The 12493-nt window shown below is 68.6% G+C and carries 15 protein-coding genes and 1 pseudogene; 8 read left to right on the forward strand and 8 right to left on the reverse strand.

What is annotated here, in order from left to right; all coding sequences use genetic code 11:
- Entirely contained in the window at positions 1-216 is a 216-nt protein-coding gene (locus BLS21_RS08330; protein WP_245700168.1) for an excisionase family DNA-binding protein, read from the reverse strand.
- Positions 217-296: 80 nt separating this feature from the next.
- On the opposite strand from BLS21_RS08330, the gene BLS21_RS08335 reads away from it, so the two are divergent.
- Both BLS21_RS08335 and BLS21_RS08345 read left to right on the forward strand, forming a co-directional pair.
- On the forward strand, positions 297-548 hold the full coding sequence (locus tag BLS21_RS08335; protein ID WP_139177053.1) for a hypothetical protein: 252 nt from the start codon (positions 297-299) through the stop codon (positions 546-548).
- A 775-nt stretch (positions 549-1323) separates the two neighbouring features.
- Positions 1324-1446: an SRPBCC family protein gene (locus tag BLS21_RS08345; protein ID WP_245700169.1), complete on the forward strand. Its 123-nt coding sequence runs from the start codon at positions 1324-1326 to the stop codon at positions 1444-1446.
- Positions 1447-1524: 78 nt separating this feature from the next.
- On the opposite strand, the gene BLS21_RS08350 is transcribed toward BLS21_RS08345, so the two are convergent.
- The 3 genes from BLS21_RS08350 to BLS21_RS24580 all read right to left on the reverse strand — a co-directional run bounded on the left by BLS21_RS08350 (position 1525) and on the right by BLS21_RS24580 (position 3335).
- Positions 1525-2028, reverse strand: a complete 504-nt coding sequence (locus BLS21_RS08350; protein WP_091216288.1) for a hypothetical protein — start codon at positions 2026-2028, stop codon at positions 1525-1527.
- Between the two features lie 3 nt (positions 2029-2031).
- The gene (locus tag BLS21_RS08355; RefSeq protein WP_139177054.1) at positions 2032-2304 is read right to left on the reverse strand and encodes a hypothetical protein; all 273 of its coding nucleotides are present in this window, start codon (positions 2302-2304) and stop codon (positions 2032-2034) included.
- Positions 2305-2678: 374 nt separating this feature from the next.
- A complete protein-coding gene (locus BLS21_RS24580) occupies positions 2679-3335 on the reverse strand; it encodes a DUF6338 family protein (protein WP_139177055.1) in 657 nt (218 codons plus the stop codon).
- A 526-nt stretch (positions 3336-3861) separates the two neighbouring features.
- On the opposite strand from BLS21_RS24580, the pseudogene BLS21_RS25835 reads away from it, so the two are divergent.
- From BLS21_RS25835 to BLS21_RS08375, 5 genes and pseudogenes are all read left to right on the forward strand, one after another.
- Positions 3862-4013 (forward strand): annotated as a pseudogene (locus BLS21_RS25835) (IS30 family transposase); the annotation flags it as partial.
- 645 nt (positions 4014-4658) lie between these two features.
- Positions 4659-4886, forward strand: a complete 228-nt coding sequence (locus BLS21_RS08360) for a hypothetical protein (RefSeq protein ID WP_139177056.1) — start codon at positions 4659-4661, stop codon at positions 4884-4886.
- 41 nt (positions 4887-4927) lie between these two features.
- Positions 4928-5215, forward strand: coding sequence for a hypothetical protein (locus BLS21_RS08365; RefSeq protein WP_091216294.1), 288 nt, complete (start codon positions 4928-4930; stop codon positions 5213-5215).
- A gap of 114 nt (positions 5216-5329) precedes the next feature.
- Complete coding sequence (locus tag BLS21_RS08370; protein ID WP_139177057.1) at positions 5330-6367, forward strand: hypothetical protein; 1038 nt, start codon at positions 5330-5332, stop codon at positions 6365-6367.
- A 547-nt stretch (positions 6368-6914) separates the two neighbouring features.
- Complete coding sequence (locus BLS21_RS08375; RefSeq protein ID WP_091216529.1) at positions 6915-7409, forward strand: hypothetical protein; 495 nt, start codon at positions 6915-6917, stop codon at positions 7407-7409.
- An 892-nt stretch (positions 7410-8301) separates the two neighbouring features.
- On the opposite strand, the gene BLS21_RS08380 is transcribed toward BLS21_RS08375, so the two are convergent.
- Positions 8302-9288, reverse strand: a complete 987-nt coding sequence (locus BLS21_RS08380; RefSeq protein ID WP_091216299.1) for a helix-turn-helix domain-containing protein — start codon at positions 9286-9288, stop codon at positions 8302-8304.
- A gap of 302 nt (positions 9289-9590) precedes the next feature.
- On the opposite strand from BLS21_RS08380, the gene BLS21_RS08385 reads away from it, so the two are divergent.
- The gene (locus BLS21_RS08385) at positions 9591-10301 is read left to right on the forward strand and encodes a GAF and ANTAR domain-containing protein (RefSeq protein ID WP_139177058.1); all 711 of its coding nucleotides are present in this window, start codon (positions 9591-9593) and stop codon (positions 10299-10301) included.
- 362 nt (positions 10302-10663) lie between these two features.
- Here BLS21_RS08385 and BLS21_RS24590 read toward each other — a convergent pair whose 3' ends face one another.
- The 3 genes from BLS21_RS24590 to BLS21_RS08400 all read right to left on the reverse strand — a co-directional run bounded on the left by BLS21_RS24590 (position 10664) and on the right by BLS21_RS08400 (position 12442).
- Complete coding sequence (locus BLS21_RS24590; protein WP_139177059.1) at positions 10664-11026, reverse strand: hypothetical protein; 363 nt, start codon at positions 11024-11026, stop codon at positions 10664-10666.
- 275 nt (positions 11027-11301) lie between these two features.
- On the reverse strand, positions 11302-11655 hold the full coding sequence (locus tag BLS21_RS08395; RefSeq protein ID WP_139177060.1) for a hypothetical protein: 354 nt from the start codon (positions 11653-11655) through the stop codon (positions 11302-11304).
- A 13-nt stretch (positions 11656-11668) separates the two neighbouring features.
- Complete coding sequence (locus BLS21_RS08400; RefSeq protein ID WP_091216309.1) at positions 11669-12442, reverse strand: GAF domain-containing protein; 774 nt, start codon at positions 12440-12442, stop codon at positions 11669-11671.
- Positions 12443-12493 lie beyond the last annotated feature (51 nt).

Consider the following 12493-nt stretch of genomic DNA (forward strand, 5'->3'; position numbering starts at 1 on the left):
TTACCGCTGGCTGTGGACGCGGCGGGCGTCCACAAAGGCGTCTAGCGTCGAGCGCTCGAGGCGCACATACTTGCCGATTTTGACGAAACTGATCCGGCGCTCGGTAATGAGCCGGCGGACGAACCGCTCGCCGGTTCCGAGGTACTCACCGGCCTGCGCGACGGTCAGCAGCGGACCGCGGTCGAAATCCTGATCCTGTGCCGCTCGCATCGTCATGCGATCGAGCGTCGCCGGCGACCTCCGGTACTCCTCCAGTCCTGCTTCCGGTCCTGGCTCGCCGTGTGATCATTAGACGCGTGAGTGCGGATCCGGGCTTCAAGGTCGTGGTGGGTGCTGATGGCGGCATCGCACCCGAGGAGCTGGCGCGCCATGGTGTCCGGCCGGGCGCGCACCTGCGCATCGTGGCTGAGAACGAACGCCCGCCGATCCGCCCGGCGTACGGCGCGCTCCGCGGACAGCTTGCTGATGTGTCCTGGGAGGACTTCGAAGCCGCCAGCCGATTGGCCGTAGCGGACGTCGAGTCTGGTCCGGAGTTTCCCGATCGGTGAGGGTCATCGCCGCCACTCACGCGCGTCTGGCCCGTGCCGCCGACCGTGGCCAGAGTGGCCATGCTCGGTGGGTGCTCGAGGAGGCACTGGCTGCTTCCGTCTCTAGTGGCCGAACGGGCGTTGGATACCGGTCTCTCGACACTAGCCAGCGCCTTTGCATCAGCGCCGTACATGGGCAGGCCGTCCTTTGGCGCTGGTGCGCCGGCTGTAGGCGTCGAGGACGATGCCCAGCGCCGCGGCGAGGCTAGGAAGGTCGCGGTCGTAGACCCGGCCGTCGTCTAGTTGGCGCGCGAGTTCGCCGAGGAGTCCGGTCCAGTCCCGACGAGTGGGTACGGCCGGGACGCGGACCTCGACCTGTCGTTCGACCACCTGGACCGCAACTCGTCCGGAGGCGGCGGCCCGCACCTGTTCCCAGGCGCGGTGTCGACAGGTGGCCGAACACCACTTCGGGATCGGCCCGCGACTGCCAGCGGTGATCGGCCCACCGCACCAGACGCATCGCGTCGCGGCGGCACGTCTTGCCCGACCGTCGGCCTCTGGCCGTGGCGCTGCTGCATGTTCTCGCGGTTGATCCGTACGTGGTTCACGGCGCTGCCGCTCTCGCTGGAGCCGCCGACTTCGATAGCTGCCGTTCGTCTTGCTTGTCATGCTCCCGACGGTGCGGGCAGACCTCCAGAGAACCTGTCACCACGAATTCCGAAACCCGACGGTGCAAGACGTGTGTGGCACTTGATCTTGGCCTGTCTCTAGTAGCGCACAGGAGCAGGATGGCCCGGTGGAGCAGAGCACCAGGATCGACGTCGAGGCCCCGGTCGAGCAGGTCTGGGAGGTGCTGCGCGCGGTGGAGCGGTGGCCGGAGTGGGCGCCGAACGCTTCGGGCGGTGACGCCGCGGCGTAAGCGTCGGGGTCGGTCTCCCGGTCCCCGGGGATGTGGACGATCAGCTGAGCGAGCATCGGACCCCTAACGCGCTGGCCATTAGGCTCCCGGTGCCGGCCCGTCAATGAGGCCCTGGCTCCGCAGGAGCTCCTGCATCTCGTCCTGCGGGATCATCATGACGGCGGTAACGCCTCGCACGGTCACGTTCTGGATGTCCCTCGAGGGCGGGATGCCGAGAGGAGCCATGCGGTCACAGGCCTCGAGCATCGGCAGCACGACGAGCTCGACCAGCCGGCGCCTGCCGCGCAGGTACCGGACCGGTTCCTCGCCACGGCCGTCGACGGTGATGCCCCACACGGTTTGCTGCTGGACCGACCCGACGGTCACGTCGATGTGCCGGGCGAGCGTGTCGTGGTGGATGGCGGCGTTGCGCAGATCGCGAAGGTGGACGAGCCATCCGTGCTTCTCGCGCTTCAGCGCCATGTCGACCGACTTCCGGAACTCGGTGCTGTCCACGCCGACTTGGGCGGCCTCGATGCGCAGCCTGCTCTTCGCGTGCTTCCACTCGTAGCGATGCGGTTCCATCGGCGCGCGGGGCGTCATGCCTCAGTCCTTGGCGTGCTGCTCTTCGAACAGCTCTGCTGCCCGGATCACCGCCCCGACCGCGGCGTCGAAGGCGCCGACCAGGGCGGCCAGCGCACCGTCCAACGCCATCTCCACACCCACGTGCCGGTCGAAGCCTAAGCGCTCGCCGACTTCTTCGAGCCGGTCGATGTACCAGTCGGCGGACTTCAGCTTGTAGAGCACCCAGCCCCGCCAGCGCTCGGCTCCGACCCACTCCGTGTAGTGGGGACCTCCCGGCCACGGGGCGCCTGCCATGGTCGGCCAGCGTAGGTGGGCCTCTTGAGCCCTGGACCCCTCTACTGGCTGAGCGACCTTCGGCCGCTAAGTTAATCCGCGTGCCTGGGCGGGGGCGGGCCCGCTTGAGACTCACCCCCGCGTCGCCAGGGCTTAGCGTGGCAAGGTCAAGCGAGTGAGCAGGGGGAACGCGGGCCGGCCGCGATCGACATACGGATGGACGAGGGCACGGTCCCGCGATATGGCGATCGTTACGCGTCGACCGGTTTCAAGAACGGCTGGTTGGCGTATACGGCGGCCCTCGCGGCCTGGAGGGAGCCGAGCTTATGCATTAGATGGTGCACGAAGCGACAACAAAAGGGTTACTGAAGGACACATGCGGAGAGTAACCCGTTTCAGCTCTGGGCTGATGGCGCTGGCCTGTATTGAACATTGATGTTTTCTATGACCCCACCTCCGATCACTAATCTTTCCCACTCTGCGGGGATGGGGGATAATGGCTTGCCTTCAAGCTTGGCGAACATGGGGGGAGACAGGACAATCTCTCGATCCCCACCTTCGATGTTAGCCGTGTAGTGGGCGACGTAACCCATGTAAACGGTTCCATTGGTAAGTCTCACTCGCACGTACGGCAATCGGCCAGCCGGCGCGTTGTTGCGAAATACCTTTACCCAGGCCGATACGGGGCGCAGTCCAGCTCCTTGCCGCCGAGCTAGAAATGCATGTGCGACAGATGCGGCGGCAAGGGCCAGCAATAATTCGAGCACCAAAGCTCGCAGGACAAGGCGGTAGTGCCGCTGCATGTAGCCGTGGAAGTCTGCGATAAGCGGTGTCGGATCCGGCATCCATGCTGGCACCAAGGTTCTGATTGTGGCGATGACCAAAAAGGCGAATCCACTGAATGCCAAGGATGCGAGTATGACCCGACTTGTCTCTCGGAACGCCGACTCGGGGGCCCCTACTCGACGGCGGGCCGAGAGGATGTCGAACAGGAGGCCCGGTGCGATCAAGATCACGAAAAGGAGCACCGAGACCCAGGTGGAAGGGGCCACTACCCCTCGTAGTCGGTCGGCGGCGTGGGCTGCGAATCAGGGGTGGGCGCTGACTCTGGAGCGGGGGCGGGACTGGGGGTCGGCGTACCAAGCAGTGCGCTGACCGGCTGATCAACCGGCGTTGGCGCGGGCACGTTCAGACTGTCCATGCTCCCGTGGAAGACATCCGGGCTCTCACTAGGCTCAGGCCGCAGCACTTGTTCCCGCTCGCTCATACGCCCATGATCTCGTCGCCGCGACCACTTCGCGATGTGAACGAGAGGGAGCGGTACGTGATGCTGCCGAGCTGGAGATCCGCTCCAGGGACAGTGTCGACGGGTGGTTGCCCGCGGCTGTCCCTCAGGCCTCTCTCTGGGACATCGGCGGCGATGCTGCTCCAGCGTCATCGGCGTTCCGTTGGATGCGACGGTCGTGGTTGCAGCTGGCGGCGTTCGCGCTCGTGCCCCACTGTTCCCCATAGTGCGAACCGGCACGTCAAGCGGCTTACGGAACTACAGCGACCGACACGAACGCGATCATGACGGCCTGGCAGTGCGGCACGAACGAGAACACCCACGGGCTGCTGCGGCAGTACTTCCCTAGGGCGCCGACCTGTCGCGCTGCGCCCAGGAGGACCTCCTCGCCGTCCAGTCCGCCGTCAACAGCAGAGCCCGCAAGGTCCTCGGCTGGAAGACACCCCGCGTCCACCCTGCGCATCGCCTACCAGGTGGACGACACCCTCTCCGGTGCCACCGGGACGTCGCCGTTGCTGACCGTGAGGCGCCCGTCGCTGTCCTGACCAGCGCAGCCGCTGCACCTGTCACCCCCTGACCCAACTGAGCGACTGCGCCCCTGCTTTGGCAGGGGCCTTGTTGCTTTCTGCACCTGTGGCGTATCGGCACGGGAGCCGCTACTCTGAGTCCACCTCGCGGAGAGCTTGCGAGGTTGGTGGAACACAGCGTTACCGCAAGACCGCATCACCGCAGTACCGCAAGGCCGTAGTACCGCAAGGCCGTAGTACCCGCAGTACCTCGTTCAGTGGTGCCTAGCGAGCCACGGAAGAACGAGCAGCAACTCGAACTGAAGAAGAAGATCGGCTGCAGCGGCTCCCACCTCCCCTGGCAGGGTGCCTGAGTGACCGAGTTGCACTGGGCCCTTGAAGGCCGTGAGGTGCGCGTGGCTCCAAGAGTGGGCCGCTACAACTTCTTCCTCAGTTCATCGGAGAGAGCCCCCCAAGCGGGCCTGCTCCAGCAACGTCTCCTCGCACCACGCGAGGGGGAGTAGGACACGACTGCCGACCCGTCTCGGTCAGCCAGGGTGATCGGGGCTGGACTGGAGCCGTCCGTGTCGCCCTTTGTGGTCCTCTTCGCGATCGCCGCCGTGTGCTCACTGCTCGGCTGGGTCGCCTACCTCATCTTCTTGAGCAAGATCCAGCCCGAGCACTACAAGGACGCCGCCGTCGCCGTGAAGGCGTTCCGCTTCTCGGGCTTCGCCTCCCTCGCCAAGGCCCTCATCAAGGCGCTCGCCTACCTGAAGGCCAAGACCAGGTCCAAGGACAAGTCGGACGCCTAGGTCTGCGTGACGGTGGGCGCTGTCTCCGGACTGTCTCCGGCGTGGAGACCATCACCGAGGACGAGGCCGATGCCGAGACGGTCAGAACGCTGCGCTGGCTGAGTAGCTGGCGCAACTACCTCGTCCATGACGACGCGCGGGCCCGCGAGCGGCTACGTGCTAGCGGCATCGACGCTGGCAGCGAAGCGGCGTACTTGACTGCGGACATGGCAGAATCGGTCATCGCACGGATGGACGACGCCTTCAGCGATGTCGGCGCGTGCATCGGCTGGCGGACGCTGGCCGGCCTCAACTCGGCATACCTCTGGCGGTCGCACGATGAGCGGTAGCCGGCCCAGTCGGCAGACTCGTCTGGCTGGGTACTGCCGTGTCGTCCCCCGTGTGGGGGTAACCCTGAACCCGCGACTAGCCACCTCCCGCTCGTGAGCCGCCATCGTGGTGCGGTGCACCGAGTGACGCCAGAAGAGGGCGCGGCCCGTCCGCGGCTGCTGCTCGACACCAATGTCTGGTCGATGCTCGGCCGGATCGACGGCGGGCCCGCCTTCTATGCCGCCATGGCCGAGGCTGGCGTTGAGGTGGTGCTGGCGCCCAGCATCCTTCTTGAACTGGCCCGGTCGGGAAATGTCGTCGCGTCAGGTCGGGACGTTCGCGCCATGCTGGCCGGTCCCCGCCGGGCGCTTCCGACCGAGGCGGAGCTGGCCTGTCACGACGTCATCACGCAGGTGCGGCGACTGCATCCAGGCTGGCTTCGGCCGGACCCCGATGTCGCGCGCTGGAAGCAACTGCATCGCTACTGGACGGTCGAACTCTGGCACGAGACGCGGCAGAACTGGCCGGCTGTGGTGAAGCAGGTTCGGACGTTGCCGACGGCGGACGCTGACGCCGTCTACGCGGTACAGCGCGAGAATCACAAGGTGGCCCGGGACGCCGGTGAGACGTCCGCCGACTGGTACTCACCTGCCCCAACCAGCCCTGGCTGGTTGCGGGACCTTTGGCCGCCGGAGCCCGGGCTGGCAGCCTGGCGATCCGAGGGCCATGGGATCTTCAGCTTGGCCCTCGCGGAAGCGGTGCAGGGCAATCTTGGGAACGGGACCCTCCGCACGCTCGCCGACTGGCTGGAGACCCACATCGATCCGCGGCGCATCACCGACCGCGCCTGGGCTCAATTCTGGATTAGTGAGATCGAGGCCGCCGACGTGCCGCACCACTGGCTCGCCAACACCGCGCAGCGGCAACAGGTGCTCGCCAAGGTCACCAGCAGCAGCCCCCGTGATGCCCAGCACGCAAGCTACCTGGTGCAGTGTGACCTGTTCCTGACGGGCGATAGGCGGTTTGCTGCCTGCCTGCAGGACATGGCAGGTTCGGCGCCCTTTGATTTCGCAGAGGTGGTGCAAGTTCCTGGCGACGCCTCGAACCTCATCGCCGAGCTGAGAGCATGCGTTGGCGCCGCATCGGGGAATCGATCTTCGCGGTTGGCCTAACCCTGCCATCCCCATCCCTGCCGCAGTCGCGGCCGCTGTGGAGCGCCGGCACAAGCCTGTCGCGACCTAATCCTCGGGTGCAGGCGAAGGTTGAGCCGTGGTCTTGGCGGTCATCCCGATGGCGCACTGGACGCGCACAGGTGCGCCAAGTTCGCCGTCACTCTTTGCTCCTCGAGTTGAACGAACGTGGACCCCTCAGAGTGATCGGGTGGGGGTCGGGGAGAACGGTCAGTGCCGTGTTGACGAAGGGCGCCGGTCGACATCGGTGGTTGCAGTTCTGGTTGCAGTTGGTCGCGTTCATGGTCGTTCGTAGCCGTGCGCGGCCGTAGCTCTCTGCTGGTCACACGGCTTATGGAACTGTGGCGAACCGCCATGAACGCGATCATGACGGCCTGGCAGTGTGCGGGCCGGTCATCCGCTGTAGCGCGCCGTCGTACGCGAGACCCTCTTGAGGGCAACACTCTCCGTCACCGCGAGGTGGCGGCTTTCGGTTGCGCGGCGGCACGGGGTGATCCGGTTCTCCCCCCGTGCTGACAACAATGCCGGGGTGGCGAAGCGTGAGCCGATCGACGTGGACGCACTCCGTCGCGATGCCCAGGGCGCGGTTCTCGGGGCGTTGGCTCGCGGAGACGACGCCTTCGACATCCTGGCGGCCGTCGCCCCCGCTGACCTGGCGCATACGCTCGCGCAGGACGTCGCTCTACTGCAACTTGCCGTGACCGCGCTCGACCATGCGTGTCCGCCCGGAGCCGAACCGCTCGAATACGACGGCCTGCGTGAGCGCTACCTGCCCGAGGTGACGTTCCGCGGACGGGTGGAGCACCGCAACAGCCAGTACGCCCTGTGCGCAGCCGCCTGCCTGCGTGGCGGCCTGCAGCCCGACCTGCTGAGCGATGCTGGCTGGTGGCAGACCCCGCTGTGGCAGTACGCCGTCTACGCCGTCGTCGTCTACAGTCGCGCCGCAGCCGAGCGCCTGGCGGTCCCGGTGGAGGAGATTGCTCGGCGGATCGCCGCTCGGCACGGCCTCGAGCTCACCACGTGACCAATTTTGGTCACGGACCCCGTCGGAGGGATCGAACGAGGGCTCTCACCTGGACGTATCGAGCCGCCCGGCGTGACCACAACATGACCAATGGAGCGGAAAACAGGGGTCGACAGGGGCCTGAAACGGGCCTTCCAGACGGTCCTCCAGTACTCCTCCGGGAGATCTAACAGCCCGTCTGACCTGCAGTTTTGTGTGGAGCGGGTGACCGGGATCGAACCGGCATGGCCAGCTTGGAAGGCTAGGGTTCCTAGCGTCCCTTTGTGCTGGTCAGAGGCTTCTTCGCCGATCGCCGTGCCTTCAGCGTGCCTTTACCGATACGAGGGTCACCACGTCAGCCGGCGGTCGCTCGATTGCGCTCAGGAACGGGAAGGTGCTGGACAGGTCGGCCACGGTGACGAGCAGGCCGACGGGCACGGCCGTCAACGGGCCGCACGGAAGGGTGGCGGACCTGTGCCCGGCGGGCGACCAACAGCGGGAGCACGGCCAGGCCTAGTGCCACAGGCCGACCCACAGCGCCCCGTCCGCGATCCGCCCGGCACCGCCCCGGCACCGAGGAGCGCGTCGGCGTCGAAGACCTGAGATGGGCGCGGACGACGTGCGCCAGGGCAAGGGCCGGAGCGGCGGTGCGAGCAGGCCGCAACTGCCAATGTCAGCGCAGCAATCGCTCCGCGTCGGCCCACGACTCGACGACCGCGGCGACCTTGGAAAGGTTGGGGACTCCAGGCGCCATCTTTGCTGTTCAGCGCCGAATCAGGCGGGTGTTGTGCCCTTCACGTGCACTTAAGTGCCACATTGGCGGCTGGAGCGGCTCCTCGCTGTCCGGCGCCCCTGCCAACCGAGTGCCGCGGTTCGCGGATCAGGATCGCTCCCCGCCCGCGCCTTCGCGCCCTCAGTCCCGCAGGGTCTGCCCCGGGAGCACGCCATAGGCGGCGCGGTAGGCGGTGGCGAAGCGGCCGGGGTTGGCGAACCCCCACCGTGTCGCGATGGCCGCGACGGTGTCGCCGCGCGTCGGGTCGGCGCGGTGCAGATCGCGCCGCGCCAGTTCCAGCCGTACCCGGCGCAGATAGCCGAGCGGTGTCGTGCCGAGATGCCGCCGGAACCCGTACTGCAGGGCGCGGGCACTGGCACCTGCCGCCGTCGCGATCTCGCCCAGCTGCAGCGGCCGGTGCGCGTGGGCCTCGATGTAGGCGGCGGCGCGGCGGACGGCCGCCGAGGTGATGGGGCCCGGGCCCGGGACGTGCCCCCGGGTCATGGTGGTGTTCGGGAAGGTGTGCAGGGCGGCGGTGGCCACGGTGCGGGCCATGTCCTCGGCGAGCAGCGGCGAGCTCAGCGGGGAGTCCGGGTCCATCAGGGCTCCGCTGGCCAGGCCGAGCAGGGACCGCCAGTACCGGTGCATCGATGCCGAGACCGGTGTGATGCCGTGGAACCGCAGCTCCGCCGCGGGTACACCTGTCGTCTCCTCGGCGACCCGGGCGATCCGGTCGGCTGGTAGCCGCATGGTGGTCACATCGAACCCGTGCATGTCGAACTGGACGGGGACCCGGAGGGGATAGAACGCGACATCCCCGCCGTGGGCGATCGTGTCGGCGTCGCGGCTGCTCACCTGCACGCTGCCGGCGTGGACGACGAAGAACACGTAGTCGGAGAAGCCCTCGGTGCTGGTGCCGGTGTAGTCGATGGAGGTGCGTACCCGGTCGGCGCCGAGGACGGGTGTGTCGTTGGTGAGCGCGGAGAACCGCGCGCCGTTCCGGATCGGCGCGAACCGTGTCGCGTTCTCGGCGTACGTCTGCCGGATGAAGTCGGTGATCTCGGCCTCGTCGTGGAACGAGAACGACGACCGCCGGACCGGATCAGGCTGTTCCTGAGGCGCCGACACGCTGCCTCCCGAGGTGCAGACGGCGGGGGTGGCCGCTCACCGGACGGACAGATTACGCAACCCGGGGCCGCCGGACGAAGCCCTTGGGCGGGGCCCATTGGCACCGGAGCGGCGCGGTGTGACCGTGGTGGGACGTCCGGTGGAACCCGGGTTCCACTGAGGATGTAGTTCGGGCGGGTCGAACAAGCGGCCCGCTCGAGCGCCACGACCGGCGAGCCGCCGAGTGGTTGGGCTCGGCGTCTCGCTCGTGCTCTCCACCTCGACGGCAGATCCGCAGTGAGCGGGCGTCCTGGGAGGAGCACGTGGTAGCCGAGATGTCGAACTTCAACGAGCGGCTGGCCGCGATCGCTCGCGAGCTGGTCAACGAGCCGGACATGCAGCACACGCTCCAGCGGGTGGTCGAGGCCGCCGCGCAGAACCTCGACGGCGAGACGTGGGCCAGCGTGTCGCTGGTGAAGAACCGCCGCGAGGTGGAGACCCCGGCCACCAGCGACGACCGTGCGGGGCGCGCGGACCTGCTGCAGTACGAGCTGGAACAGGGTCCCTGCCTGGACGCGATCTGGCAGCAGGAGACCTTCCAGATCGACGACATGACCGTCGACGAGCGCTATCCCCGCTGGACGCGCGCGGTGACGGAGGAGACCGGCATCCGCAGCAGCCTGTCCCTGCAGCTGTTCACCGACGCTGAGCAGAAAAGCCTCGGCGCGCTCAACCTGTACTCGCCACAGCCGGGGGCCTTCGACGCCGAGACACGGGCTGAGGCCCTGGCTTTCGCGGCGCAGGCCGCGGTCGCGCTGCGCAGCGCCCAAACGGAGGAGCACCTGCGGTCGGGGATGGACACCCGCAACGTGATCGGCATGGCTCAGGGCATCTTGATCGAGCGGCTGAAGATCACGCCGGACCAGGCGTTCGGGGTGCTGAGCCGGCTCTCGATGGAAAGCAACGTCAAGCTGCGGGAGGTGGCCCGGCGGCTGGTAGAGACCGGGGAGATCCCGAACCACCAGCCGCGCTGAGGTCGCAGGCGACGCGGTGGCCAGCGTGGTCGCCGGTCCGGCCGCGACAAGTACGGCGTCGCCGTCGGCCAACCCCTGCAGCAGCCACGGAGCCGCGATGGCGGTCAGGTGGTCGACCTCGTCGTAGACCAGGGCGTCGTGACAGTCCCCCGGTGCCGCTGCAACGGTAGCCGCGTCATGGCCGCCGTCCGCTGGCTGGGGTGGCTGGGGTGCACGCTTTGTGTCCGACGTGGTGCCGGCCGTCTGCGGTGAGGGCCAACGTGGTCACGGCGCCGCTCGCCTCCTGTCTACGCCAGACCCGCCGTGTCCGCCGCCGTGCACACGTCATGCGCCGGAGGTTCCGGGCGGATGGGCGGGCGCCATCAACCGGTCAAGCACGATGAACGTGAGTGTGCCCGCCCGACCGCTGACCGCGACGCGACCGCGGATCGCAGCACGGCGTCCGCGGCCGCGCAGTTGGCCGCGGTGCGCGCCACCCAGTTGCTTGCCGCCGCGGCCGAGGAGTCCTTCGACCGGCTGACCCGGATCGCCCAGCGGGTGACCGGGGCGCCACTGGCATTCATGACCGTCGTCGACGGCGTCCGCTCCTTCTGGCTGAGCAGCCAGGGCCTGGCCCCGGGCAGCCCGACGCAGAACACCGTCGCTGAGTCGTTCTGCCAGTACGTGCTCGGCGGCGAGCCGCTCGTGCTCGCCGACGTCACCGTCGACGAGCGCACCGCGGCCACCCCGCGTCCATCGAGGCCATGGGCGTGCGGGCCTGGGCCGGCTGGGACCCGGTCCCAGAGGCCGGCATTTCGATCAGGACTGGCGGGCGTGGCAGTCCTCGAGTCGCGCCAGGCCCGTCGTCGACTTAGATCAGTGCAGGTTGCCTGGGCCGTGGGATCAGCGCGAGGCTGGTCGCACGGCTGTCGTCACCGCCGGTGCCGACGGCCCAGGTCCGGCGGTTGAGCAGTGGCCGTCGGACCACCCTTGGCCTCGTCGGGGTTGGCGCGGACGAGGGTCACTCGGAGTGGTGCGCGGGTGGCTCGGACTGCTCTGGGGACGCGGGCGGTCCGCGGTCGAGGAGGTCGTCGACGAAGCGGCGGAGCGGCTCGTCGACGGCGTCGCCAGGCGGGAGCGACGACAGCGGGACGCGGTAGGCGCGGTAGCTGTCCTCGAGTGCCTCGTTGAGCGCCTGGGCGAGGATGTCCTGCTGGAAGGTCTCCAACGGCACGAGTCCCTGCAGGTAGCCGTCCAGGTCGAAGGCGTCGCCGGTGCCGCCGAGGGCCACGTAGCGCAGCCACAGGTCCTGGACGGTCAGCTCCGCGCGGACCCGGGCGGCGTCCATGCGCCGCCGGGGCTCGTCGCTGGTCATGGTCGGCGATCGGTCAGCCGCGGGCATTGCGGGCGACCGCTGCGGCCACGAGGGCGGAGGCCACGTCGTGGACTGGGCGGCCGGTGCGCCGGGCGGCCGCGGCCAGGGTGGCGAATGCCTCCTGCTCGCCGGTCGCGCTCGTGGCGATCAGCACGCCGGTGGCCCGCGCGATCGCGTCGCGGCTGGCGAGCGCCTCGGTCAGCTGCCGGCTGAGCCGGCGGGCCTCGGCCAGGCTCTGGGTGTTGGCCAGCAGGATGGCGGCCTGACCGGCGAGCAGGCGCATGACGTGCTCGTCGTGCGGGCCGTAGTTCATCGGCCGCTCGCAGTAGACCTTCATCGCGCCGATCGACTCCTCGCCCACCAGCAGGGGTGCGCTGAGCACCGAGCGGACGCCCAGTGCGCTGACCGCCGCGTTCCAGCGGGGCCAGCGGCCGTCGGTGGTGGTGTCGTCGATCCGCACCAGCTGCCGGGTGCGCCAGGCGGTCAGGCAGGGTCCCTCGTCGAGCTCGTACTGCAGGGCGTCGGCCTGCTCGGCGGCGGCGTTGGACGCGGCGCGGGAGCGTTTGCCGTGCTCGTCGACGACGGTGACCGCGGCGCCCAGCGTGCCGGCGGTGGTGGCCGCGGCCAGCGTGGTGACCAGTGCCAGGGCGGTGTCGACGGTCTCCCGGGACAGCACCAGCCCGGCCATCTGGTTCAGCGCCGCGCCGAGGTCCACCGGCGGGGACAGGACCGGATCCTCGAAGGGCTGCGGCGCGGCTCCGTCGGCGTGCTGAGCGGGGTCGGTCATGGGTCCGTCCAGAGATCGTGCTCCGTGGGGGGGCGGCGGGTGGCTCTGCTC

Source organism: Geodermatophilus siccatus (genome assembly GCF_900103785.1).
Classification (GTDB): domain Bacteria; phylum Actinomycetota; class Actinomycetes; order Mycobacteriales; family Geodermatophilaceae; genus Geodermatophilus; species Geodermatophilus siccatus.

Bases quoted from the DNA above. Each gene is read 5' to 3' on its own strand.
- BLS21_RS08350 (WP_091216288.1), bottom strand. From the start codon at position 2,028: ATGACGCCCCGCGCGCCGATGGAACCGCATCGCTACGAGTGGAAGCAC.
- BLS21_RS08330 (WP_245700168.1), bottom strand. From the start codon at position 216: ATGACGATGCGAGCGGCACAGGATCAGGATTTCGACCGCGGTCCGCTG.
- BLS21_RS08355 (WP_139177054.1), bottom strand. From the start codon at position 2,304: ATGGCAGGCGCCCCGTGGCCGGGAGGTCCCCACTACACGGAGTGGGTC.
- BLS21_RS08395 (WP_139177060.1), bottom strand. From the start codon at position 11,655: ATGACCAGCGACGAGCCCCGGCGGCGCATGGACGCCGCCCGGGTCCGC.
- BLS21_RS08400 (WP_091216309.1), bottom strand. From the start codon at position 12,442: ATGACCGACCCCGCTCAGCACGCCGACGGAGCCGCGCCGCAGCCCTTC.